Origin of the sequence: Labrenzia sp. THAF35 (assembly GCF_009363595.1) — a bacterium.
GTDB lineage: Bacteria > Pseudomonadota > Alphaproteobacteria > Rhizobiales > Stappiaceae > Roseibium > Roseibium algicola.
This window is the reverse complement of record NZ_CP045380.1, coordinates 4628823-4652200: the sequence shown is the minus strand read 5'-3', so window position 1 is coordinate 4652200 and position 23378 is coordinate 4628823. Positions and strand designations below refer to the sequence as shown.

At 56.2% G+C, this 23378-nt stretch carries 21 protein-coding genes; 5 read left to right on the top strand and 16 right to left on the bottom strand.

Features of this window, described 5'->3' with window-relative positions; all coding sequences use genetic code 11:
• Positions 1 to 12 precede the first annotated feature (12 nt).
• The 3 genes from FIU93_RS21360 to FIU93_RS21350 form a co-directional block, all read right to left on the bottom strand.
• Positions 13 to 657, bottom strand: coding sequence for a LysE family translocator (locus FIU93_RS21360; protein ID WP_022998805.1), 645 nt, complete (start codon positions 655 to 657; stop codon positions 13 to 15).
• 184 nt (positions 658 to 841) lie between these two features.
• Complete coding sequence (gene cls, locus FIU93_RS21355) at positions 842 to 2356, bottom strand: cardiolipin synthase (RefSeq protein ID WP_152506691.1); 1515 nt, start codon at positions 2354 to 2356, stop codon at positions 842 to 844.
• Between the two features lie 23 nt (positions 2357 to 2379).
• Entirely contained in the window at positions 2380 to 3414 is a 1035-nt protein-coding gene (locus tag FIU93_RS21350; protein ID WP_152506690.1) for a cysteine synthase A, read from the bottom strand.
• A gap of 314 nt (positions 3415 to 3728) precedes the next feature.
• Between FIU93_RS21350 and FIU93_RS21345 the strand changes: the two genes are divergently transcribed.
• Both FIU93_RS21345 and FIU93_RS21340 read left to right on the top strand, forming a co-directional pair.
• On the top strand, positions 3729 to 4385 hold the full coding sequence (locus tag FIU93_RS21345) for a ChrR family anti-sigma-E factor (protein ID WP_062488847.1): 657 nt from the start codon (positions 3729 to 3731) through the stop codon (positions 4383 to 4385).
• A 58-nt stretch (positions 4386 to 4443) separates the two neighbouring features.
• Positions 4444 to 5250: an SDR family NAD(P)-dependent oxidoreductase gene (locus tag FIU93_RS21340; protein WP_152506689.1), complete on the top strand. Its 807-nt coding sequence runs from the start codon at positions 4444 to 4446 to the stop codon at positions 5248 to 5250.
• Between the two features lie 38 nt (positions 5251 to 5288).
• Here the strand turns inward: FIU93_RS21340 and FIU93_RS21335 are convergent, their stop codons facing one another.
• From FIU93_RS21335 to FIU93_RS21295, 9 genes are all read right to left on the bottom strand, one after another.
• Positions 5289 to 6518: a cyclopropane-fatty-acyl-phospholipid synthase family protein gene (locus FIU93_RS21335; protein WP_022998800.1), complete on the bottom strand. Its 1230-nt coding sequence runs from the start codon at positions 6516 to 6518 to the stop codon at positions 5289 to 5291.
• 19 nt (positions 6519 to 6537) lie between these two features.
• The gene (locus FIU93_RS21330; RefSeq protein WP_286202448.1) at positions 6538 to 7308 is read right to left on the bottom strand and encodes a DUF1365 domain-containing protein; all 771 of its coding nucleotides are present in this window, start codon (positions 7306 to 7308) and stop codon (positions 6538 to 6540) included.
• A gap of 77 nt (positions 7309 to 7385) precedes the next feature.
• Positions 7386 to 8684 carry an FAD-dependent oxidoreductase gene (locus FIU93_RS21325; protein ID WP_075283021.1) on the bottom strand — a complete coding sequence of 433 codons (1299 nt, stop codon included), beginning with the start codon at positions 8682 to 8684 and terminating at the stop codon, positions 7386 to 7388.
• 294 nt (positions 8685 to 8978) lie between these two features.
• On the bottom strand, positions 8979 to 9578 hold the full coding sequence (locus FIU93_RS21320; protein WP_022998797.1) for a hypothetical protein: 600 nt from the start codon (positions 9576 to 9578) through the stop codon (positions 8979 to 8981).
• Between the two features lie 910 nt (positions 9579 to 10488).
• The gene (locus tag FIU93_RS21315; RefSeq protein ID WP_152506687.1) at positions 10489 to 11925 is read right to left on the bottom strand and encodes a M81 family metallopeptidase; all 1437 of its coding nucleotides are present in this window, start codon (positions 11923 to 11925) and stop codon (positions 10489 to 10491) included.
• Between the two features lie 20 nt (positions 11926 to 11945).
• The gene (locus FIU93_RS21310) at positions 11946 to 13856 is read right to left on the bottom strand and encodes a family 20 glycosylhydrolase (protein ID WP_152506686.1); all 1911 of its coding nucleotides are present in this window, start codon (positions 13854 to 13856) and stop codon (positions 11946 to 11948) included.
• Between the two features lie 3 nt (positions 13857 to 13859).
• On the bottom strand, positions 13860 to 14600 hold the full coding sequence (locus tag FIU93_RS21305) for an SDR family oxidoreductase (protein WP_286202447.1): 741 nt from the start codon (positions 14598 to 14600) through the stop codon (positions 13860 to 13862).
• Positions 14601 to 14652: 52 nt separating this feature from the next.
• Positions 14653 to 15519: a MurR/RpiR family transcriptional regulator gene (locus tag FIU93_RS21300; protein ID WP_055654096.1), complete on the bottom strand. Its 867-nt coding sequence runs from the start codon at positions 15517 to 15519 to the stop codon at positions 14653 to 14655.
• Positions 15520 to 15523: 4 nt separating this feature from the next.
• On the bottom strand, positions 15524 to 15910 hold the full coding sequence (locus FIU93_RS21295) for a RidA family protein (protein ID WP_022998792.1): 387 nt from the start codon (positions 15908 to 15910) through the stop codon (positions 15524 to 15526).
• A 105-nt stretch (positions 15911 to 16015) separates the two neighbouring features.
• Here FIU93_RS21295 and FIU93_RS21290 point away from each other — a divergent pair, with 105 nt between their 5' ends.
• The 3 genes from FIU93_RS21290 to FIU93_RS21280 are packed head-to-tail and all read left to right on the top strand — an operon-like array spanning position 16016 to position 19110.
• The gene (locus FIU93_RS21290; RefSeq protein WP_286202372.1) at positions 16016 to 16519 is read left to right on the top strand and encodes a hypothetical protein; all 504 of its coding nucleotides are present in this window, start codon (positions 16016 to 16018) and stop codon (positions 16517 to 16519) included.
• Positions 16520 to 16521: 2 nt separating this feature from the next.
• The gene (locus tag FIU93_RS21285) at positions 16522 to 18039 is read left to right on the top strand and encodes a M81 family metallopeptidase (RefSeq protein WP_152506684.1); all 1518 of its coding nucleotides are present in this window, start codon (positions 16522 to 16524) and stop codon (positions 18037 to 18039) included.
• Between the two features lie 3 nt (positions 18040 to 18042).
• Complete coding sequence (locus tag FIU93_RS21280; protein ID WP_152506683.1) at positions 18043 to 19110, top strand: D-TA family PLP-dependent enzyme; 1068 nt, start codon at positions 18043 to 18045, stop codon at positions 19108 to 19110.
• A gap of 90 nt (positions 19111 to 19200) precedes the next feature.
• On the opposite strand, the gene ugpC is transcribed toward FIU93_RS21280, so the two are convergent.
• The 4 genes from ugpC to FIU93_RS21260 all read right to left on the bottom strand — a co-directional run bounded on the left by ugpC (position 19201) and on the right by FIU93_RS21260 (position 23376).
• Entirely contained in the window at positions 19201 to 20328 is a 1128-nt protein-coding gene (gene ugpC / locus FIU93_RS21275; RefSeq protein WP_152506682.1) for a sn-glycerol-3-phosphate ABC transporter ATP-binding protein UgpC, read from the bottom strand.
• A 72-nt stretch (positions 20329 to 20400) separates the two neighbouring features.
• Positions 20401 to 21612 (bottom strand): sugar ABC transporter substrate-binding protein, encoded by a 1212-nt coding sequence (locus FIU93_RS21270; protein ID WP_152506681.1) that lies wholly within the window; start codon positions 21610 to 21612, stop codon positions 20401 to 20403.
• A 35-nt stretch (positions 21613 to 21647) separates the two neighbouring features.
• On the bottom strand, positions 21648 to 22490 hold the full coding sequence (locus tag FIU93_RS21265) for a carbohydrate ABC transporter permease (RefSeq protein ID WP_022998786.1): 843 nt from the start codon (positions 22488 to 22490) through the stop codon (positions 21648 to 21650).
• Entirely contained in the window at positions 22480 to 23376 is an 897-nt protein-coding gene (locus FIU93_RS21260) for a sugar ABC transporter permease (RefSeq protein WP_022998785.1), read from the bottom strand. The genes FIU93_RS21265 and FIU93_RS21260 overlap by 11 nt, the downstream gene beginning before the upstream one ends.
• Positions 23377 to 23378: the final 2 nt, after the last annotated feature.

Here is a 23378-nt window from a genome sequence, read left to right as displayed (position 1 = left end):
AAAGGAACCGGTTCAGCTGTTTGCCTTGGCGACCAGAAGCTTCAGGGCGAAGGTGCCCATGATGCCCGCAAAAGCCCAGTCGAAGGCTCGCATGAACTTCGGCGAGGACTTCAGGAAACGGGCAAATGCACTGGCTCCCAGAACCATCGCAGCGCAGATGGGCATTCCCAGAACGACGAAGTAAAACCCGAGGAACATCAGTTTTCCTGTCGCGTTCGGATCCGCCGCGCTGACAAACTGAGGCAGGAAGGTCACGAAGAACAAGACGATCTTGGGATTGAGGATGTTGATCCCGAGTGCCTGTAGCCAGACCCGGTGAATAGGTTGCTTCTTCACGGAGGCTGCTTCCAGCGCAAGGCTGGACCCGTTCCTGACGGCTTGAACTGCGAGATAAATCAGATAAGCGGCGCCGACGATCTTCAGCACTGTAAATGCAAGTGCCGATGCTGAAAGCAGGGCGGAAACACCGATCGCGGCAAGCACGGTGTGCAGGATCAGACCACAGGTTGCCCCAAACACAGCAGCAAGCCCGGCTCGTCGGCCTTGTGTCAGCGTCTTGCTCATGAACAGCGTCATGTCGGGTCCTGGCGTAACGGTCAACACCAGTGCTGCGGCCGTAAAGGCAAGCAGGGTCGCGTAGTCGGGTATGTAAGCCATGGTTTGCAGATGCCGGACAAGTTGGTCTGATAGAGGTTTAGATCATTCGCCTCGACGGCACCAGTCCGGAAGGGGGGCACTCTTCCATCGGTTTCAGAAAACAGATGCTGGATTTTGCCTTCAAGCTGCACGAGGCGCTCTGCATGGCCGCGCAGTCAGGGACTGTATATGTCCCGAACACTGATCAAAGAATAGGAGACAGCAACCGGGCGCCTTGAGCCAGGACACGAAAAACATAACTGCGGGACTGGAACGCGTCCGGCCAGGTCAGGCGGGAGTTCTGGAAATCGGTTTCCAGCATGGTTTCGACATTGTCGATCATGCGCGGATGGGTGAACCAGAGGGTCAGTTCAAAATTGATCTGGAATGATCTGTTGTCGAAGTTGACCGTGCCGATGGAAACGAGTTCGTCGTCCATCAGCGTAACCTTCTGGTGCAGAAAACCGTCGATATAGCGGTAAACCTTCACCCCGCGCTGCACCAGGGTGTCCTCGTAGGCGTGGCTTGCGAGCCATACAGTCCAGTGATCACGTTTTTCCGGCATCAGAACGCGTACGTCCACACCGCGCATTGCTGCTGAGCAAAGCGCTGTCTGGATGTCGAGAGACGGCACCAGATACGGTGTGGTGATCCATAGCCTCTTTCGTGCCCGGGCTGCCGTTTCGACAAAAGCCAGTGCGCATTCTTCCAGCTTGTCTGCAGGCCCTGTCGGCATCACCAGAACGGCTTCGTCACCTGGCATCGGAATTTCGCCAACCTGAGGCAGTTCGATGCGCTCGCCGCTCGCCCAGAGCCAGTCTTCGACAAAGGAGAGTGCACAAGCAACGGCAGCGGGCCCTTCGACACGGACATGGGTGTCGCGCCAGTGGCCAAACCAGTTGTCCCGGCCGACATACTGGTCCGCAACATTGTGGCCGCCGACAAATGTGACGCGGTAGTCGATCACGACCAGTTTGCGATGATTGCGATAGTTGAGACGCATCGGTCCAAGCAGTCGCAGGAACTTGTGGTTTTCGTTGAAACCGCAAACCTTGACGCCGGCGCTCTTCAAGCGGTTCAGATAGTCTTTTGACAGAGAATGGCTGCCGACATCGTCGTAGAGGAAATAGACCGTTATGCCATCCTTGGCACGGGCGATCAGGGCGTCGGCCATGTCACGTCCCAGTTCGTCGTCATGGATGGCGAAGAACTGGAAGAATATGACGTTTCTGGCCTTTGCAATTTCATTCTTGATGGCTGTGAACGTCGCATCACCATCGATGAGAAGGTCTGCCTTGTTGCCGGCCATGAAGGGAACCCCGGCAACGCGGGAAAGAACAGGCCAGTCTCTGGTTTCCTCGTGATCGGTCAGGCCAAGTTCGTCTGCACGCCTTGCCCGTTCTGCCCGACCAAGGGTCGCTTGAATCTTCTCGTAGTCGGAAAAGGATCGCCAGCCGAACACGAAATAGAGCGGCACTGTGAGATAAGGCAGAAAAAACAGGGACAGCAGCCATGCGACGGATCCCTGGGAAGTCCTTGAATTCATTACTTCGCGAACGGCGCAGATACCCGCCGTGACGTACATGATCGCGACAAATGCCGCGACCAGTCCGAGATTGTTTGCCATGACATCCAGAACGCTGGCATCTGTGACGGCATCGCGGATCACCGCTTCGGCCGCGTCACCGCCTTGCGCCAATGCTTGATCCGCTGAACTCATGTAATGCCCCCGGTGTCAATCGATCAGGCGAAGGGTGGCTGGATCGTGACTTTTCGCTCCAGCCACTCCGGAACCGGCAAATTCTTTGATCTGAGGAAGTCCGGATTGTAGAGTTTGGACTGGTAGCGGGTGCCGTGGTCGCACAGAATCGTGACGATCGTCTTGCCTGGTCCAAGCTCGCGTGCGAGGCGCCGGGCGCCGGCCAGGTTGATAGCGGTCGAGCCACCCAGCAGTAGCCCTTCCTTTTCCGCGAGATCGAACACCAGCGGCAAGGCTTCTTCGTCCGGAATTGTGTAGGCGTGATCGATTTTAAGATCGCCGACAATCGCGGTACTGCGGCCAAGGCCGATGCCTTCGGAAACCGATCCACCTTCGGAGGCGACAGCCTTGCCGGTGGTGAACAGCGATTGCATCGCAGCGCCACGCGGGTCGGCGCAGCCGATGATGACACCCGGCTTGTTTTCCTGAAGATAGGTTGAAACGCCAGCCAGCGTGCCGCCGGAACCAACCGCACAGATGAAACCGTCAACACGGCCACCCGTTTGGGCCATGATTTCAGGACCTGTGGTTACGAAATGAGCCTTGCGGTTGTCGAGGTTGTTCCACTGATCGGCAAAGATAACGCCATTAGGTTCAGTCTGTGCCATCTCTTCTGCAAGACGGCGGGCGACGTGCTGGTAATTGTTGGGGTCGGAAAAAGGCTTGGCCGGAACTTCGACAAGTTCAGCACCACACAGGCGCAACATGTCCTTCTTTTCCTGGCTTTGCGTTTCCGGGATAACGATCACGGTCCGGTAACCGCGCGCACTGGCTACCAGCGCCAGTCCGATACCGGTGTTTCCGGCTGTGCCCTCGACAATCACACCACCGGGCTTGAGATCACCGCGGGCTTCGGCTTCAAGAATCATCTGCCGGGCAGGGCGGTCCTTGACCGATTGACCGGGGTTCATGAACTCGGCCTTGCCGAGAATTTCGCAACCCGTTTCCTCGGACAGAGCTTTCAGACGGATGAGGGGCGTGTTACCGATCGCATCGACAACAGAAGCGGACACAGACATTTATTCTTTCCCGGCTGATCTGGTTCGGTGGCGCTGACCGGCCAGATGAAATCTGATAAGCCCCGGACGCTAAAGGTCTGAAGGGCCTTGATCAAGGTCGCAATGTAAGGCTTCAAATGGGGAATGCCAGCACCTGAGGCCAATCAGGTTCCTTTTTCCCTCTGGTGTCAAAAACACGCCATCAGTTGTTCCGTGAAATCAGCTCACTGAAATTCTATTTCCAACAATTCTGGTGTAATTGTTGATCCGATTTTTGTTGCCTGTCGTATCGCCGGTAAGGCAACTTGGGATTCTAAAGCCAAATGAGAGCGGTAATGGAAAAAAACGTGACCGGAATGGACGAGTTACTGGCCGGATATGCGGCCGGGACCTTGACCTATCCGGCGCAGGCGTTGGTCGGTGCTCATCTCGAAATGAGCGACTGCAACAGGTCATATGTAAGCTCACTTGAAACTCTTGCCGGCTTTGAGCTGGAAGACGCCGAACCGGTCTCCATTTCCAATCGGGACGAATTCCTCGGATCGATATTCAGTGGCGCAGTTGATGACCTGAACGATAACGCGCCTGCCGCCGAACTGTCTGAGAAAGGCGGACCGGCCGTTCCCGAATCGCTGCAGTCGATTATCGGTTCCTCGATGGATCAGCTACCCTGGAAAACGCTCCTTCCTGGCGTCAAGGAATGCAAGTTCGGTGAAATTGACGGCTGCGCAAGCAGTCTCCTTTGGGTGCGGGCAGGTCGAGCAATGCCGTCCCATACGCACCACGGCACTGAGCTTACGCTGGTATTGACGGGCGGGTTCAAGGACGAAGACGGCCACTATGTGGCTGGTGACGTTGCCTTTGCCGATGGCGATGTGGACCACAAACCTATAGCTGACGAAGGTGAAGACTGCATTTGCTTCGCGGTGACGGCGGGACGCCTGCAGTTGACCGGCCCTGTTGGCCGCTGGTTCGCACCCTTTATCCGCTAAAATTCAATCCGACACCCGGTCTGTTTGCGTAAAGAGGCAAACGAACCGGGAGAATGAATTGCCCAAGACGAATTATGTTGCCCAAGCTGATCACGGTTGCGCCTGGATCACGGGAGCAAGTTCCGGTATCGGCCGGGAGCTTGCACTTGACCTCGCCCGTTCGGGCTGGAAGGTCATTGTAACTGCCCGCTCGGAACAGGATCTGGCAGAGCTGGAGAAGCAGTCAAAGACGCTTGCCGGTTCAATTCATGCGCTTCCTGGGGATGTCACGAAGACGGACCTCATGGCCGAACACGTGAAAAAAATTCAGCAGGACTTCGGCGGTTTGAGCCTGCTTGTGGCTAATGCGGGCATTTATCTGCCGCAGGATGGCCTCGATGCCGAAGCAGACGCCTTTCGCAAAAGCTTTGATGTGAACCTCATGGGGACGGTCAATGTGCTTCTGCCGGCAATCACAGCCATGAAGGCGGCGGGCAGGGGGCAGATCGCAGTGGTGTCGTCTGTGGCAGGTTATGGCGGTTTGCCGACGTCAGCTGCATACGGTGCCACCAAGGCGGGGTTGATCAACCTTGTTGAATCCTTGAAATTCGATCTGGACCTTGCAGGGATCCGAATTCAGATCATCAGTCCTGGTTTTGTCGATACGCCGGCAACAAAGTCCAATCCGTTTCCGATGCCTTATCTGATGTCTCCGGAAGGGGCTGTTGAGGAAATCAGGAAAGGCCTGTCCCATCCTGCCCGTTTCGAGATTGCATTTCCGCGTAAATTTGTTCGGCAACTGAAGCTCTTGCGCTGGTTGCCGTACAGTGCCTACTTCGCGCTAGTCGCCCGGTCCACGGGTTGGAACAAGAAAAAGGCCGGGTGACCCGGCCTTTGAAATGTGTCTTCAAGATCAGTGCCTTGTCAGGCAGATTTGACGTAGACCATCTGGCGAACATCGATATTGCCGGACCGGAAGCCTGCCTCGCAATAATGCAGGTAGAATTCCCAGAGGCGCTTGAAGCGCTCGTCAAATCCCAGCGGACTGATCCTTGGCCAGGCCTGTCGGAAGCTCTGCCGCCATTCTGCAAGCGTTCTCGCATAGTCCTGGCCGAAGATCTTCTGATCCATAAGGTCCAGGCCCAGTGACTTGCCGATTTCCGCCAGACGACCGGGCGGAGGCAGCATTCCACCTGGAAAGATATAGCGCTGAATGAAGTCTGTGCCTCTGCGATAGTCCTCGAACATCTTGTCCTGGATCGTGATGATCTGCAGGCCCGCCTTGCCACCCGGCTTCAGGCACTTCGACAATTGGCGGAAGTAGGTCGGCCAGTATTTTTCACCGACGGCCTCGAACATTTCGATGGAGGCAATCCTGTCGAACACGCCATTTTCGTCGCGATAGTCCTGGAAGACCACTTCAACCTTGTCGTTGAGGCCGGCCTTGTAGATCCGCTCGCGCGCGTAATCGAATTGCTCCTGCGAGATGGTCAATGCTCGGACGTTGGCACCAACCGATTTTGCGACATATTCGGCAAAACCGCCCCAGCCACACCCGATTTCCAGAACCTTGTGATCGGGAGTAATGCCCGTCTGCCGGACCAGAGAAGCGTATTTCTCGGTTTGCGCCTGCTCCAGATTGTTGGTTTCGTTGCTGTAGATCGCCGAGGAATAGGTCATCGAAGGATCGAGCCACTCCCGGTAAAATGCATTTCCGAGATCATAGTGCGCCGAGATGTTGCGTTTCGACCCGCGTTTGGTGTTGGAGTTCAGCCAGTGGCGTACCGACATCAAAAAACGTGTAAACGGCTTCCCCTGGAGGGCTTCAAGCGTCGATTCCTGGTTTATGCAGAAGACTTCCAGAAATGTGGTCACGTCGGGCGACGACCAGTAGCCCGCCATGAAGGCTTCTCCGACACCAACGTCGCCTGCTTGGACGACCATCCGGAAAAACGCCCAGTTATGGATCTTTAGAACACCGTGTGGGCCATCTTCCTGCCCCTTGATATGGAACCTTCGACCGTCTGGAAATTGAACTTCAAGAGACCCGTAGCGGATTTTGAGGGCAAGGCCGGCCGCCATTTTGGCGAGGCGTGGAGTACCCTTCAACTCCGCGCGGAAGTTTTCCTTGGTCAGAACAATCGGCTCACTCATAGCAGAACCTCTTGAAACGTCAGTTGTTTGAAACTGGCAAGACAGAACCTGTCTGCCCAGGCAACCCGTCATTCCCTGCATCTTCTGCGGGTCGAGCGTGAAATGGTACACGCTTGCGCCAGATTTTAAAGGCTTCCCAATGGATGGCGCTGATGACCTTGAACGTCAGCAGCGGCACCTGAAGGCAGGCCTGCAGAATCGAGCCGTTGGACAGGGGGTGTTGTGTGCCGGAAAATGTCGCCGACAAAAGCGGGCCTTCGCAATCCTTTTCCAGAATGCGAACGCGGACGGTTTTTCCCGGCGGCATCATGCGGAAGTAATAGTGTTGTTCCATGCTGACGAAGGGCGACACGTAGAACAGCTTCTTCTGATCCTGACGTATGCCTGCATCACTGCACTGGCCGGCTTTGACAGGTGCTACGTAGGTGTGGATGCCGCCAAACGTGTTGCGTACCTCGTAAACGAGTGCAATCAGTTGGTTCGACCGGTCATAGGCATAATAAACGCTGAGAGGGTTGAAGCCGTACCCCAGCATCCGCGGATATGCGAGCAGCAGGACCCGAGCAGGTGCCTCTAGTCCTTCCTTGGCGAGCAATCGGTCGACATGGAGCCGCAAGTCAGACCCGTCCCTTGGGCCGTGGTCCTTCTGATGAAACGACAGCAAATTGAACCGGTTGACGGAGAAGAACAGGCTGGACTGCGCAGCTTCTTCAAGCCGATCCAGATCGAGCAGCACGGAAAAGACCTTATAGGAAAACCTGTGCTCACGGGGTTTCATGCGGTGATGCATGACCGAGCCCATGAACAGGGATGCCGCCAGATCAGGGGGCGGTCCATTGTCATGCATACAATTGCTCGGCCTTGCCTTCATTCGGCAGCCTCCAGATAGGTATCGCCAGCCACGTCTTTTTCCCATGGCAGCCGGGCACCGAGCGAACGGGCAACATCAAGTCCGGACGAAAGTCCATCTTCGTGGAAGCCGTGACCGCGCCAGGCACCACAATACCAAGTGTTGTTGACGCCTTGAATTTCCCCAAGCCGGTTCTTTGCCTGCTGAGCCATGGCATCAAACTGGGGATGATCATAAACATACTTCGCGAAGGTCTTGTCTTCCTGAGGTGGTGCATAGGGGTTCAATGTAACGAAGACAGGTTTGGAGTGATCGAAGTTCTGCAACCGGTTCATCCAGTAGCTGACGGTTACGTCCCGTGTTTCGCCGGCTTCGCGATCGGACATGTAATTCCAGGAAGCCCAGACATTTTTACGTTTCGGCATCAGGGCCTCGTCACGGTGAAGGTAAACCTCGTTTGGACGATACCGGATGGATCCAAGAATATCGCGCTCCTGTGGTGAGGGATCACCCAACATGGCAAGGGTCTGGTCCGTGTGGCTGGCAAGGATCACATGATCGAAGACGTCCTGGTGGCCGGATGCGTCGCGCACGATGACCTGACCGTTTTGCCGGAGAACTTCTGTGACCGGCTTGCCAAGCCTGATCTTTCCCTGAAGTGGCGCCAGCAGCTTTTCCACGTAGTTGCGGCTGCCACCGGAAATGGTACGCCACAGCGGCCGATCGAATGAAAGCAGGCGATGATTTTCAAAGAAAGCCACGAAGCTTTCCGCAGGATAGTCCCGCATTTCGTTGATCGGCGTCGACCAGATGGCAGCGCCCATCGCCAGCAGATAGTCGTTTATGAAACCGGAAGAGTAGTGTTCACGCTCCAGGTAGCCACCGAGCGTTTGCCCGCTGAGGCGTCCGGCCTTCAGATCTTCAACTGCTTTGCCATTGAAGCGGAAGATATCCCGCAACATGCGCAGGAACCGCGGTGAGACCAGATTACGCCGTTGTGCGAAGACCGCGTTCAGAGAATGGCCTGACCATTCAAGCTTGCCGTTGTCCGCCGACAAGGCAAAACTCATGTCGCTTATCTCGTTGGCGACCCCCAGATGGTCAAGCAGCGCAGTAAAATTCGGGTAGTTGAGCTCGTTGTAGACGATGAAACCGGTGTCCACCGAAATCCGGGCGCCATCATAGTCGATATCCGCCGTGGCGCTGTGACCACCTGGCCGTTCGCGCCGCTCGTAGAGAACAACGTCATGAAGATCATTAAGGGCCCAGGCTGCACTGTTTCCGGAAATTCCGGAGCCGATTACGGCAATCCGCATATCATATCCTTCGGGGCGTCGGTGTTACCGCGGGAAACCTGGTTGGAAGCCAAGTTTTCCAGTTGATGTGCAGCGGTTACGCCTCGCCTTGAAGGGCGGATCACATAGGACGATGAATTTTATGGATTATTTTTGACGCAAAACCATTGGCGCGACTTCAGCCAGCGTCATCCGAGGTTTTGCGACCTCGGAAGAGCGGAAAAGCTCACACGCGCATCGCCGCTGCCCGGCAAAAAGGCCGGGCAAGCGAATGGCGTGTCGCAAGTCTGCAAGGCAATTGCGCCAAAACAAGCCTCAGGCCTGGATCGTGTCGACAATCCAGTTCCATGCGATTTCGACGCGCGTGCGTGCGGCATCGAAGAAGGCAACGACCTTCTGCCATACCAATTCGCCAAAATCTGCGACCTGCAGCATGGTGCCGCGTTTCTGCGAGGGTTGCTGGCCGGTTTCGATAAGTTCAATTGTGGTCGCATCAACACCTTCGTTGACCACACGACGTGTGACCGTAAGGGTGCCTTCATTGACCAGTCTTGATTCATCCTTGCCGGCGACAACCGTATCCTGATCCATGGCGCGAACAACAACGGCCCGGCCATCTGGAAGCAGATGGGTTTCGTTGGTGTTCACTTCACTGTCATAGATAACTTCGCCGAAGGAATCGATCAGTTCTACCCAGATCGTTTTCCGGCCTTCAAGCTCGATTTCGCCCACCCATATCGTGAGCTCACTTTCCAGCGGATCGGCCTGATCCTGTGACGCTGACGCGACTGTGACCGCCAAACGATCCTCAGGCAACGTTATCGTTTCCTGAGGCAGTGGGGCCGCAGCAGCGCTTCCCGCCAAGGCAAGGATGAGGCCAAGCGCAAGAGTTCCTGCTCTGGTATTCCGTTGCATGTACGCCTCCCAAGGCTAATACAACTTAATTTACCGCGCGTGGGGTCTGTAAACGGAGGTCCATTGTAGGACTTTTCAGGTCTTCCGCGCTTTTGCGCCCCGTTCGTGCGGTCACGATTTTGCCATTATCGCACCACAATCTCCCGAATGCGTGTAACAAAGATCACAAATCCGGGCTTTTTCAGTTATATTTCGGTAATAAATGTGGGTTGAACTACGAAGTTCAAGGCCAATCACCAGTTCGTGAACGCAAAGCCATCGTCATAACTAACAATGAACGTAGAGTAAGTTTGTTGACTGTGGTAATTTTGTCGATGTTTTTCGATGATTTTGATCGGTTTCCGCTATCGCCTGTGCACTTGCTCGAACTCGAGGTCAGAAAGCCGGGTTGCTCAATGCGGCTAGAAGTAACTACCTGACAGAAGTTCAAATTAAAAAGCTCCACCGGCAGAGGTCCGGCGGAGCTTTATGGGATCGGCACAGTTGATGGGGTACGTGCAAATCTCCCTACAGATCAAATCCTTGCAGCAATCAGGCCGTTTTAGTTTGCCGTTGGATCTGCAGATCGGGGCAGGTCCTGAAGGCTGAGTTTCGATCATCCCATAAATTGATACTGACCGACCATTCACATTCAACCTTGGTAAAAATTACAATTAGTGTGTTTGAGGGCGCGCTGCTGAGCTCAAGATCCCATGTAAGAGTATGATTGATTTGAGAAATGTAAATGCAGGCGGATGACCGATTTTAAATTCGGTACTGAAAATAATAGAAATAAAACTTTGCGAGTGCTTGTATTTGCAAGCAAAATGCCAATTATCCGTGCATTCAGGACGCGCTTGGTAAGCAATGCACCCCTTTTAGTCGGCTGGATTCGTCAGTTACTCATGCCGCTCGAAAGAGCGCGCAATACTCAAGAGGACGCCCTGCGAGATAGACTTGTAACCGGTTTCCAATCGAAGACCCGCTGAAAAGGGTAGCTCGGCACAGGGCGGTGTTGGTTTGTGAGCGCCTCAATGTCCTGGTTAACCGCACCATCTGTGAGGGCCATACGGGCGGGATTGGCGATTGGGGCCAACTCTGGCGACAGGTATCCGGATTTCACGATCAAGAACCTTGCAGTGTATGGTTCAATGGCAAAACGCCGAAAATCCTCCAGTTGATGGAAGGGGCGTCTGTGTTCCGTCAGGATCACCAAATTACCTGCGATTCTGGTCAACACTTCCCGATTATGATCCTGTTCTCTGCCTAGTTTAGACAGCAAGACAGCTTCCGTGCTAACGACCTTGCAATCGCTGCCCAGGGCACCGCCAATTGTGAGGCGGGACGAAGAGCCCTCTGGCAATGGCCAGAGTTTATCGACCGAAACCGGATCAGCGATCCCTGCAAATACACCTCCAGTCAAGCCTCGTTCCAACCAGGCCGCCAGGACATCGGATCTGTCACCAACACCACCACCTGTCGGATTGTCGCCACTGTCGGCAAGGATGAGGGGAGACGAGCTTTCTGTTGCTGCATCGCCCAGGCACAGTTCGAGCGGCTTCGTGGGGACACCAAACTCGAAGTCTTGCCTTGCGGACCAGTACTGCGCAGCAATTTCGGAAGCCGCCTGTTGAATGGCATCCAGGTCTGTTCCCGTCACCACGGCAGCCGCGGTGGCTCTTGCCGTATCAGCCCAGACATACCCCACCATAAGATTGGCATCGGTCACCCCGGATCTCTGATCGAACTCCGGCAACGTTGCATAAAGCGATTTTGCCGGTTCATCTTCCGTGCTGGTTCGTTCCCCGGGCAGGAGAACCGGCACGGGAGCCCAGGCCACGTACCTCTTGGGACCGCCACCCAATTGGTCGACAAGATTTGCCGCGGCACGTCGGTGGGTATCGGTCACGTCGATATGAGGGGCAGTGCGATAAGCACAGAAGATGTCGATCTGATCGACAATGGTTTGCGTGACATTGCCGTGCAGATCGTAACTGACAGCGATTGGCACTTGCGGCCCGACAAGTTGGCGAACGGCAGAGATCCAGTCTCCTTCCGCATCGCTCAGACCGATCACATGCATGGCGCCATGCATAATCAAGAGAACACCGTCGCATGGCTTCTCGGCTTCGAGTTCGTCAAGAAAGGCAGACTTGAAGCTCGCATAGCAATCCGCAGACACTGGTCCGCCTGGAATGGATCTGGCGTGAAACAATGGACAAAAGGTGACGTCAGGAAATCTGCGGCCGTCGACGCCTGCCTGTGCCAGCAAGTCCTTGCCACGGGTGACCGTGAAGTCTGATGCGGTTTGCTGGACCGGTGAATAGGTACTGCATTCGGTATGAATGCCGCCAACTGCAATTTTCATCTTCCTGCCTCGTCACGCATTCAAAGCTGAGGGAAGAAGGGGGCCTGTGCTGCAAATCGAAGCCAGGCCTTGCTGGCGGGATCGGTCCAGCCGGCTTCAGCGACTGCATAAAGCCGCGGAAAGACCATATGATTGAAGATGGCGTTGTCGGTCATGTGCTCGCACCAGATGCAGGCCTGCACCCCCTTGAGGCGCTCTTCACTGCCGGTGCTGAGACCGGCAGCTGCTTCATAGCCGTAACAGTCTTCCGGTGTCGAAACGCCGGCCCAACCCGCACCCGGCTCATGCCAACCGGACGCCTGGACCATATCCATGTAATAGTGCTGTCCCGGTGTGCAGATGACGTCGTAGCCCTGATCGATCAGGTCCTTGGTGACTTCCTGTCTTTGCCAGGCCATCAGAAGCACGCCATCCGGGTCGATGCCACCACCGTGTGAGACTTCGTCCCAGCCGGCAAGTTTCCGGTTGAGTTTTCTCAGGATGTCACGCACGCGGCCCATGAAATAGGCTTGCACTTCCATTGTATCCGCAAGACCCTTTTCCTCCATGAGGCGTTGGGTCTTCGGAGAGGCAAGCCATGAATTGACGTCGACTTCGTCGCCGCCGATGTGGATGAAGTCGAACGGAAACAGGCTGGCAACTTCCGCAAAGACCTTTTCCAGAAACTCGAAGGTTTCATCCATCGCCGGGTTCAGTGCGTTGTTCGGATAGCCCTGAATGGAATGATAGCTCTCCGGGGTCTCCGCCTGATCGGCGAAGCGCGGGTAGGTTTTCAAAACGGCAGTTGAATGCCCCGGAACATCGATTTCCGGCAGGATGTCTATGTTCAGGCTGGTGGCATGAGCAACAATCTCGCGAACTTCTTCCTGCGAATAGGCCCCTTCGTAGACTTCAGCGGCAAAGCCGAGCTGGGGCACCTGCTGGCAACCAGGGCCACGCCGTGCACCGCCCACGGTCAGTTCGGGATAGGCCTTGATTTCAAGTCGCCAGCCTTCATCGTCTGTCAGATGCCATTGGAAGACGTTCATCCGACCCCAGGCGAGAATATCGAGCAGGCGCATGATGTCTTTGGGGCCACGGAAATGTCGTGACACATCCAGATGCGTTCCACGCCAGGAAAACCTTGGGGCGTCTTCAATCACGCCCTGTGCAGGATACTTGAATGTACCAGGTGCCTCATAGGTGCCGTAGGCCATCTGGGCGAGTACCGTCAGGCCATAGTCACGGCCGACGGGGCCGCTGTAGCGCAAGGCTGCTTTCGCTTGGGCAAATTCGAGCCGGTAACCGTCAGCTGCAAGGCTATCGTCCTGTCGGAACTCAATCGCGATTTGATGATGCGATTGAGTAAACCGGAAAGGATGTGGCGCTCCTGGAAAAAGCCTTGCTGCGAGCGCGTTGATCTTGGCCGCCGCCGCCTTTTCCTCTGCAGAGCCCTGGGCAACTAGGAAGCTTGTCTTGTCGTCCGCAAAGGCCGTTACTTCCACTTTCTGGGGCCAGGGAACGATATGCAGCGGTTCAGAAAGGTGTCCAGCCGGTATGCTGCGGCGTTCTCCGCTGTCAAGCTCTTCCGGCGCTTCAAGATCATTGCACAGTACCTCGATGACGCTGCCACCGGTGCTGACATAGGCGGACTTAGGACCATCAAGCCGGTGTCTTGCCACGTTCGCCAGGCCGGTGATGGCAAAGGTCCAGGTTTCGCCTGGTTCGATCGTTTCGCCAGTGTTTGGCGTGATTTCGTGAAAATTCGCAATCCGGCTGAAACTCGCTGCGTTTTCAAGCTTGGCATTTGCCGTGGCCCGGTTGACCGCCGTGTAGGCCAGCGTGAAATCCTTCAGGGGCCTGGAGCTTGTATTGGTCAGTGCAAACTCCTGACGAGACGCAGCAAGATCCTCCGCAGGGCGGTAGAAACAGTCGAGCACAAACTTGGTCATGACTTAAAATCCGTCGAAATCGGGAGATTGAGTGAAGGTTCGGGCTAGGGCGGGTGACCCGGCAGTGAGCCCACTGTCGACAGGCAGGCAAACACCCGTGATGCAACGCGCCGCCGGACTGATCAGGAATGAAACGGCCGAGGCAATGTCATTTGGTTCAGGCAGAGATTTGAACGGATACCATGACAAGGCCTCGTCAAAGACATCCGGATTGGCAGCCTGCCGTATTTTCCAGGCCTGGGTCTTAACAGTCCCAGGCGCGATGGCATTCGATCTAATGCCATACTTCCCATATTCGACTGCGATGGACCTTGTTGCATGGATCAGGCCGGCCTTTGCAGCGCTGTAGGCTGGGTGACCGAAGACAGACAGTCCGTTGACAGAGGCAATATTGACCACGTTGCCGGCACCGCTTGAAATCAAGGGCCGTTCAAAGGCCTTGAAGCAGTTGAGCGCGGCTTCCAGATTGAGGGCGAGATCCCTGGACAGCGTTTCGGCAGTCATCTGATGCAACGTAAGTGCCGCAGCGGCGCCCGCGTTGTTGATGATTGTATTGACCTGCCCCAGTCTGGCAGCTTCCTTGGCAAGCCGGGCTAGGTCGTCAGCCTTGGTCAGATCACATTGGATCGCAGCAATATCGGCACCGTGGTTTTCAAGACTTTCCGCCGCGCCTTCGAGGGCAATCATGTCGATGTCGACAGCGGCGATGATGTGGGTTGCTGACAGCTGGGCAGCAATGGCCATGCCGATGTCGCCAGCTGCGCCCGTTACCACGGCAACGGGTTTCGGAGTTTGATCAGTCACCGAGGGCTTCCTTGTCGTCCGGATCGCGCGTGTTGCTGAGCTGGTATTTGACGCGTCTGAGGTTTTCTCGAGCCTCGTCGCCCCGCCGCATGGCGACAAGCGTTGCCAAGAGATCTGTCACAAACAGAAAGGCGTAGCGGCTGGTACTTGGCCGCAGGATGTTGTCACCTTCGGGCAGGTCGATCGCAATCGTGATATCCGCCAGATCGGCGACGGGCCGACCCGGGCGGGTGAGGGCGATTACGATTGCCCCGTAGGTCTTCGCTGCCTCCAGCGCACGTGCCATCTGCAGGTTCCGGCCAGAGACAGACGACGCAATGATGACATCTCCGGTCCTCATGGTGGCTGCCTGCATCAGCTGCATGGCATGATCCGTCACGCTCACCGTACGCAGACCCAGGCGGAAAAACCGGTTCTGCATTTCGTCCGAAATCATCGAGGAGGTCCCGCCCGCACCGAACGCTGCCAGCAGATTGGCGGTCGAGATCGCATCTGCAGCTGCAAGCACCGACTCCATGTCCAACGCTTTGCGCGTACTGGTCGCTGCATCCTGAAACTGGGCCAGAAGACTGTCAGCAATATCGCGCGGCGCGTCAGAAGCCGCATTAGCGGTCAGATATCTGGTTCCGGCGAAGGTGACCTGGGCAACCTGCACCTTGAAGGCGGTGTAACTCTCGCAGCCAAGCCGACGGCAAAAACGGGTAACGGTCGGCGGCGAAACACCTGCACGTTCGGCAACATCCGTAATGCCGGCATTGACGATGAACTCGGCATCGTTGCGCAACAATGCAGCCAGGATCCGTTCCGACTTGGACAGCTCCGGCTCGATCTGTTGCAGAACGGACAGGATATCCCGCATGGGGTCAGGCCGGCTTCTTGTAAGCGACGCAATCAATCTCGACCTTGCAGTCCACCATCATGGTTGACTGGACACAGGCGCGTGCCGGTGGGTGTTCACCGAAATAGCTTTTATAGACGCCGTTAAACGACCAGAAATCGCGCGGATCATCGAGCCAGACACCGACGCGGACAACATGTTCAAGGCCGTACCCGGCCTCTTCCAGGATCGCGATAACATTCTTGATGGTCAGGTGAGTCTGTTCGACAATCCCCGTGCCGACAATCTCACCATCCTTCATCGGAACCTGGCCGGAGACATAAAGCCAGCCGTCAGCTTCAACGGCTCGAGCGAAGGGCAGATTCTGGCCGCCGGCACCTGATTTTTCAGCACCATAGCGCTTGATAGACATATTTGGCTCCAAAATGAAAATGATTTACATAGTGGTTTGACATTGGTTTTATTTCACCCTTATATTTTTCAAAAATCAACCGTCAAAATGAAAATGGTTTCCGATATGCAGGCCCTTCCAGACAGCCAGACAAATCCATTTGAAGGAAAAGACGAAGATCGCTCCGAGATCTGGGACATGCTTGTCATGCGGGACATCAATGCCTTCGTCGCAGCGGACTGGGAGCAGGTGGCCGATGATTTCGACGAACCAGCCTTTTTTGGCGTAGACGGCGGAAAGGTACCCAATCCCGACGACTGGAAACTCGGGTTTCCGGATCTCGGCTCCTACAAGGAGCGCTGGTTGAGCCAGGCGGAAATTTTCAGAGCAACGGAATTTACCGAAGACGCGCGTGCCGCCATTTTCGACGCTACCCGCCTGAGCGAGATCGACATCAACGGAAACCGGGCGATCGCGCACAAGAAATTCGACGGCCGCATTCGGAAAGCAGATGGTGGCGAGGACCGCTTGTTGTGGCAGACGCTCTATTTCTGTGTCCGAAGGGAGGGGCGCTGGAAGATCTGCGGCTTTGCCGGATATTTGCCCAATCCTCTCGGAGCCGCGTCCTGATCATGACGAAGCCCCGCGCTTTTACGGCAGCTCTGGCAACAGAAACCAACACGTTTTCACCGATCCGGATTGATATCAACGCATTCAGGGCGTCGCTGCTGGCAAGGCCGGGGGAGCATCCGGAAACTCCGACCCTGTGTTCTGCCGTCGTCACCGTGGGGCGCCGGTTTGCCTGTGAAAACGACTGGGAACTGGTTGAAGGTACCGCGGCGTGGGCAGATCCGGCCGGACTGGTTTCGCGGCAGACCTTTGAGGGCTTGCGTGACGAAATCCTGGATCAGATCGTGGCAGGTGGACCTTTCGACGTTGTCGTCATTGGCCTGCACGGTGCGATGGTGGCTGACGGGTATGATGATCCGGAAGGGGATCTACTGAGCCGAATTCGATCCGTGGTCGGCCCGGATGTCCCTGTTATTGCAACGTTCGACCCGCACAGTCATCTGACTGCAAAGCGTGTTGCCGCGGCTGATGCGCTCATCGCCTTCAAGGAATTTCCCCACATCGATTTTGTCGATCGGGCGGAGGATGCATGGCGTATTGCCGGGCAAGCGGTTGCAGGCGAAGTCAAACCTGTAATGAGCGTTTACGATCCCAAGATGATTGACGTCTTCCCGACAACATCCGAGCCTATGCGCCGGTTTGTCGATGACATGATCCGCCGGGAGCAGGAAACGCCGGGCCTTTTGTCTCTCTCTGTTATCCATGGCTTCATGGCGGGCGACGTCCCCGAAATGGGGACCAAGTTGCTGGCAGTGACAAACAACGATCCGGTGCTTGGGTCCGAAGTTGCCCGTGAGCTTGGAGAGGCCCTGTTCAAGCTGCGCGGCAAGGTGCGAAGTGCTGAACTTACTCCGGCCGAAGCCTACGCCAAGGCAATGTCCTGTGAACGTGGTCCGGTCACGATCGCGGACATGTGGGACAATCCCGGTGGGGGAACGGCCGGGGATGCGACCGTCCTGCTGGCAGAAGCCATGGCCGGTAACCTCGAGAATATTGCCTTCGGCTCAATCTGGGACCCGGTAGCTGTTCAGCTCTGTCACGCAGCGGGCGAGGGGGCTCGGATGATGCTGCGGTTCGGAGCGAAATCAGCACCGGAAACCGGTGAGCCGATCGACGCCGAAGTTGAGATTCTCCGCAACATCCGGAATGCAGAGCAGTTTTTTGGCCAGAGCATCGTTCCCATCGGTGACGCGAGTCTGATCCGGATTGGCGGGATCGAAGTGATCCTGAATTCGACCCGCGCCCAATGCTTCGACACGAGCCTGTTTTCCAACTTCGGTATCGATCCGACCAAAAGGAAGATCCTGGTGGTCAAGTCGACGAACCATTTTCATCAATCGTTTGCCCGCATCAGTCCGTTGATCCTCTATTGCGCCGCCGGACGTCCCTATCCCAACGACCCGAGGGTAACCCCCTATAAGAAAGCGCCGAGGGATATCTGGCCGATCAACGAGGCAGTTACTGCGTGCGGGCATGAAACCGATACCAGTGCCGGCACTGCCGGCAGCAAGGGAGGCTAAGCGATGAGTGTCGGGCTGTCAGTGCAGGATCTTCTGACCCCTGTCGCCGTGATCGATGAAACGGTCATGGAGACGAACATCAAGGTTGCACAGGAGTATTTCGACCGTATTGGCCGGAACTTCCGGCCTCATATCAAGACACACAAAATCCCGGCGCTGGCAGCATTGCAGCTGGCCTATGGCGCACGCGGTATCAACTGCCAGAAAATAAGCGAAGCGGAAGTGTTCGCCGACGCAGGCTTCACCGATATCCTGATCACCTTCAATATGCTCGGCAAATCACGGCTCGACAGGTTGAAGTTGTTGAATACCAAGGTGGATCTGCAGGTTGTTGCCGACAATGAAGTTGTCGTCGACGGTCTGGCGAGTGCGTTTTCCGGGGATCAGCCGCTGAAGGTTCTGGTCGAATGCGATACAGGGGCCGGACGCAACGGCGTGCAAAATCCGGATGCTGCGGTCGCGCTGGCCAAGCGCATCGATGCATCGCCCGGACTGGTATTCCATGGTCTGCTGACCTATCCGAAGGCATCGTCCGAAACGGCAGTTGAAACCTTTTTTTCTGAAACACTGTCACTTCTGAAACAGGCAGGTCTTGAGTGCCCCGTCGTCTCGCATGGAGGTTCACCGAGCCTGTTCGACAGTGATCTTGTGCCTAGCGCGACGGAGCACCGGGCTGGAACCTATATCTTCAACGACCGCTCGATGGTGCGTGCTGGTATGTGCGATTTTGACGATTGCGCCATGCATGTGCTGGCCACAGTCGTCTCCCGGCCGACCGAAAACCGGGCGGTTCTGGATGCGGGATCGAAAGCGTTGACGTCCGATTTGTTGGGTTTTGCCGACCACGGTCTGTTGATCGATTATCCGGAGGCGTCCATTGCCGCGCTCAGCGAGGAGCATGCCGTTGTCGACCTGACAAAGTCCGGCAAAAAACCGCAGATCGGCGAACGGGTCCGGATCATTCCCAACCATACGTGCGTCGTTTCAAACCTGTTCGACCGCCTGGTGTTTCACAGAGACGGCGTGGTGACCCGCATCGAGACGGTCGCCGCCCGTGGGCAAGTCGTCTAGTCCTCCAGACGGCTTGCCCGCCGTTTCTCGAAATTTCAAACGGCCGCCTTTCGGGCGGCCGTTTTTATTTGGGGCATCTGATGCCAAGTGTCAGATATGCATGTCCGCAGCATCCAGTTCTTCAAGCGAAAGCTGGCGGTCAAAAGCGTTTCCGTTACAGTCGAACAGGTGGCAATCCACACCCTTCAGTCCCATGGAAACAGGCACACCAACCTTCGCCGGGGCGGATCCGGGCAAGACGCTGCAAAAAGTGGACTTGGCACCGGCAACCGTGCTGTAGGTGACGGTGTGAATGCCGAGATGTTCAACGACGGTCGGAACAATCTCTATGGAGGCATCGGCAGCGCCTAGTGTCAGATGTTCCGGGCGAATGCCAAGGGTAAGGCTCTTTCCTGCAACTACTTCCGCGGCATCTACCTTGACTGTCAGATCCTTGCCTGATGGCAAGGTGACGACAACGCCTTCAGGACCGGAACTTTTTCCGGACACCTCGATGAAGTTCATTTTGGGGTTGCCGATAAAGCCGGCAACGAAGGTGTTCTGCGGTTTGTGATAAAGCTCCAGCGGCGAACCGACCTGGGAGATTATACCGTGATCCAGCACCACGATCCGGTCCGCCATGGTCATGGCTTCAACCTGGTCGTGGGTGACGTAGATCATGGTCGCGTCAAGTTCCGTGTGCAGCTTGGCAAGTTCAACACGCATTTCCGCTCGTAGTGCCGCATCCAGATTGGACAGGGGTTCGTCGAACAGGAAAACGGAAGGCTCGCGCACGATGGCCCTGCCGATGGCGACGCGCTGGCGTTGCCCGCCGGAGAGCTCGCCCGGTTTGTGCTGCAGTCTTTCCTTCAGTTGAAGAATGCCGGCAGCGGCTTGAACCTTCTCCTCCACCTTGTCCTTGGAAAGGCGTTCGACGCGCAAGGGGAAGGCGATGTTCTCGTAGACAGACATATGCGGATAGAGCGCATACGACTGAAATACCATGGCGATGCCGCGTTTGACCGGTGGCAGATCGTTGACGACCTTGTTCTCGATCGTGATATCGCCGCCCGTGATTTCCTCCAACCCTGCAATCATGCGCAGCAAGGTCGATTTTCCGCATCCGGACGGACCGACAAAAACAATGAATTCGCCATGGTCCACATCAAGATTGACACCCTTGATGACTTCCATATGGCCATAGCTTTTGCGTACGTCGCGCAGCTGCAACTCGCCCATGGTCATTCCTTTTTTGAAGAGGTGACCGGGCCCCCGAAAGTGGGAGAGGGGGCCCGGACAGTGCTCAAGGTGTTACTTGAATTCCTCAAGCTGTTCCGCGGCGATTTCGACGGCTTCAGCCGGATCGACTTCACCAAGGACAACACCCTGAACGGCTTCGTTGATCGAATCCTGAAGGCCGACGTAATCGGTGACGAACGGCTCCGGACCACCGGTCGGGATCGCATCGAGGAAAGCAGACCAGGTCGGGTCCTTCTCAACCAGCGCACTCACTTCCGGCAGATCGCGCAGCGGCGTGAACCCTTCAGCCAATTCGAAGGCCATCTGGTTTTCCGGGTTGGTCAGAAGCTTTGCGAGCGAAAGCGCCTGTTCTTCAACGCCGGACCCCTTGAAAACGGCCAGGGAGTCGGTGATCAGCAAAGTGCCCGGAGTGCCGGACGGACCGACCGGGATCGGTGCGACGCCCCAGTTCACGTCGGTCACGCGGGTGCGCTCCCAGGGACCGGAAATGAACATGCCGATTTTGCCTTCGGAGAACAGCGGACGCAGCTTCGCGCGGTCATATGCGATCGGGCCCGGCTGCGAGACTTCGGCCATCTTGCCGTAGAAGGCGAGGGCTTCAACGTTATTCGGGGAATTGAAGACGATTTCGCCGTCTTCGTTGATGACCTGACCACCGTTCGTATAAACGTAGTTCATGAACTGGTGCATGGTGTTGTCGAAGGATGCGGCCGCGAGACCGAAACCGTCAGAGTCGGTCTTGTCCTTGATAGCCTTGGCGAAATCGTACATTTCGTCCCAGGTCTTCGGCGGCGTATCTGGGTCCAGGCCTGCGGCCTCGTAGAGATCCTTGTTCCAGTAGAGTGCCTTGGTGGAGAAGGCGCGCGGCAGGCCCCACTGCTGACCGTTGGCAGTGATCGTTGCCAGGATCGGGGCCGCGTAGGTGGCCTTTTCTTCTTCTGTCATGTTGACCGGAATGATCAGGTCATTGGCTGCGAGCTGCTTCAGCGTGCGCGAGCCCATGTAGGCAACGGCCGGCGGGTTACCGGCGGACGCGAGCGTCGTGGATTTTTCCTGGCACTGGCCCCAGGGAACGAACTCGAGCTGGACCTTGTAGCCGGGATTTTCGCCTTCCCAACCCTTGATCAACTCATCCTGCAGCGGAATTCCGGCGCCGGTGTTGTCGCCGCAGTTGATCATGTGAATGACCTTGTCTTCTGCCTGGGAGGCTCCGACGAGAGAGAGCGCGAAGACCCCTCCCAAAAGCACTGATTTAAGTGTCATCTGTTTTCCCTTTTCTGGTTGGTTTCTTCTTTTTGTTATTCTTTGACAGCGCCTGCCGTGAGACCGGCGACGATGAAACGTTGCAGGAACACATAGACGAACAGCACAGGGAGGATGCCCACAAGGCTGGCGGCCATGAGTTCGTTCCAGACCACGGTCTGGCGTCCGAAGAACTGGAACAGCCCCACAGGAAGCGGGTTCAGTTCGTTCACGGAGTTGAAGGTCAGCGCATAGATGAATTGCTGCGCATAAGCGGTGATGAAAGCGGTGATCGTGACCACCACGATGCCCGGCAACGCCACGGGAATGATCACGCGCCAGAGCGTGTAGATCTTGCCGGCGCCATCCACCCAGGCTGCTTCCTCAAGCTCCTTGGGGATCCGGATCAGATAGGAGCGTAGAAGCCAGATACCGGTCGGAATGACGAAGGCCGTTCCAGGTGCGATCATCGCGAAATAGGTGTTCAGCAGCCCGTATTGCTGCATCAGCTTGAACAGCGGAATGATCAGCACCGCACCGGAGAACATGTTCACCGCTATGAAGATGCCGAGCAGCGAGTTTCGCGCTGGAAACTCGAACCGGGCGAAGGCATAGGCAGCCGGGATGATGCAGAACAGGCCGAGGACCGTCACCACCGTGGCGATGAAGAACGAGTTGAGCATGTAGACCCACAACAGCGGCACGTTCTGCCACATGGTGATGTAGGCATCGAAGCTCATCTTGTCGGTGATGAACTTGTAGGGGATCGAGAACAGGCTGCTAAGCGGCCTCAGCGACACCACGAAGGCTTCGACGAAGGGAGCCAGGACGAAGGTCAGGAACACCGCGAGACCGAGATAGATCAGCACATATTCGTACCAGCGATACTTATGCAGCATTGTGCGGGCTCCTTTTGGCAAGGCGCGACAGCAGCATGAAATAGACCAGCATGAACGAGCCCAGGAACACCACGATCATCACCGTTCTGGCGGCGCCTTCGCCGTATTTGAAGCGGCTGATCGCGGTCTTGTAGGTGTCGATGATCATCGTGGTGGTTGCGCCGCGCGGACCGCCTTCGGTCAGGATCCAGATGATGTCGAAGGAGTTGAAGGTCGCGATGGCCGACAGAAGCGCCATCGTCGCGATCGAGGGAATGATCAGTGGCAAGGTAATGCGGCGGAACCTGTAGAGCCGAGAGGCCCCGTCCACCCAGGCCGCTTCATAAAGGTCCTTCGAAATGGACTGCATGGCGGCCAGCAGATAAAGCGTCACCATTGGAACACCGATCCACACGTCCGTCACGATGGTCGACATGAAGGCGGAGTTCTTGTAGGCGAGGAATTCGAACGGCCCGCTCAGAATGCCAAGTCGTTGGGCCATTCCGGAAATCATTCCGAACTGACCGTTGTACATCCATCCCCAGATGAAGACGCCAATGGCAATCGGGATCACCCACGGCGGCATGACCAGCACGCGAAACAGGGTGCGACCCGGCACCATCGCGTTGAGAAGCACGGCTCCCAGGGTTCCGATCAGCATTTTCAGCGCTACAGAGAGAGCCATCCAGTAGAAGGTCCGCGCAATCACTTCCGGAAAGCGGCGCGACATGAGCTTCTCGTAGTTTTCCAGCCCTACGTATTCGTAGTTCGGGCTCATGCTCGTGTTGGTGAAGGAAAGCCGGAATGTTTCAAAAAGCGGATAGGCGACGATAGCCAGCATGACGAGGGACGCCGGCACCAGAAGCAGATAAGGAAAATAGTCGGTCTTCTTTCGCGAGTGCGCCATGG

Excerpts from the sequence above, each read along its gene's own strand:
- FIU93_RS21350 (WP_152506690.1), bottom strand. The coding sequence starts at position 3,414 with ATGTCTGTGTCCGCTTCTGTTGTCGATGCGATCGGTAACACGCCCCTC.
- FIU93_RS21295 (WP_022998792.1), bottom strand. The coding sequence starts at position 15,910 with ATGTCTATCAAGCGCTATGGTGCTGAAAAATCAGGTGCCGGCGGCCAG.
- FIU93_RS21315 (WP_152506687.1), bottom strand. The coding sequence starts at position 11,925 with ATGAAAATTGCAGTTGGCGGCATTCATACCGAATGCAGTACCTATTCA.
- FIU93_RS21345 (WP_062488847.1), top strand. The coding sequence starts at position 3,729 with ATGGAAAAAAACGTGACCGGAATGGACGAGTTACTGGCCGGATATGCG.
- FIU93_RS21300 (WP_055654096.1), bottom strand. The coding sequence starts at position 15,519 with ATGCGGGATATCCTGTCCGTTCTGCAACAGATCGAGCCGGAGCTGTCC.
- FIU93_RS21290 (WP_286202372.1), top strand. The coding sequence starts at position 16,016 with ATGCAGGCCCTTCCAGACAGCCAGACAAATCCATTTGAAGGAAAAGAC.
- FIU93_RS21280 (WP_152506683.1), top strand. The coding sequence starts at position 18,043 with ATGAGTGTCGGGCTGTCAGTGCAGGATCTTCTGACCCCTGTCGCCGTG.
- FIU93_RS21335 (WP_022998800.1), bottom strand. The coding sequence starts at position 6,518 with ATGAGTGAGCCGATTGTTCTGACCAAGGAAAACTTCCGCGCGGAGTTG.
- FIU93_RS21330 (WP_286202448.1), bottom strand. The coding sequence starts at position 7,308 with ATGCATCACCGCATGAAACCCCGTGAGCACAGGTTTTCCTATAAGGTC.
- FIU93_RS21270 (WP_152506681.1), bottom strand. The coding sequence starts at position 21,612 with ATGACACTTAAATCAGTGCTTTTGGGAGGGGTCTTCGCGCTCTCTCTC.
- FIU93_RS21305 (WP_286202447.1), bottom strand. The coding sequence starts at position 14,600 with ATGGCCATTGCTGCCCAGCTGTCAGCAACCCACATCATCGCCGCTGTC.
- FIU93_RS21310 (WP_152506686.1), bottom strand. The coding sequence starts at position 13,856 with ATGACCAAGTTTGTGCTCGACTGTTTCTACCGCCCTGCGGAGGATCTT.
- FIU93_RS21285 (WP_152506684.1), top strand. The coding sequence starts at position 16,522 with ATGACGAAGCCCCGCGCTTTTACGGCAGCTCTGGCAACAGAAACCAAC.
- cls (WP_152506691.1), bottom strand. The coding sequence starts at position 2,356 with ATGAGTTCAGCGGATCAAGCATTGGCGCAAGGCGGTGACGCGGCCGAA.
- ugpC (WP_152506682.1), bottom strand. The coding sequence starts at position 20,328 with ATGGGCGAGTTGCAGCTGCGCGACGTACGCAAAAGCTATGGCCATATG.
- FIU93_RS21260 (WP_022998785.1), bottom strand. The coding sequence starts at position 23,376 with ATGGCGCACTCGCGAAAGAAGACCGACTATTTTCCTTATCTGCTTCTG.
- FIU93_RS21325 (WP_075283021.1), bottom strand. The coding sequence starts at position 8,684 with ATGCGGATTGCCGTAATCGGCTCCGGAATTTCCGGAAACAGTGCAGCC.
- FIU93_RS21360 (WP_022998805.1), bottom strand. The coding sequence starts at position 657 with ATGGCTTACATACCCGACTACGCGACCCTGCTTGCCTTTACGGCCGCA.
- FIU93_RS21265 (WP_022998786.1), bottom strand. The coding sequence starts at position 22,490 with ATGCTGCATAAGTATCGCTGGTACGAATATGTGCTGATCTATCTCGGT.
- FIU93_RS21320 (WP_022998797.1), bottom strand. The coding sequence starts at position 9,578 with ATGCAACGGAATACCAGAGCAGGAACTCTTGCGCTTGGCCTCATCCTT.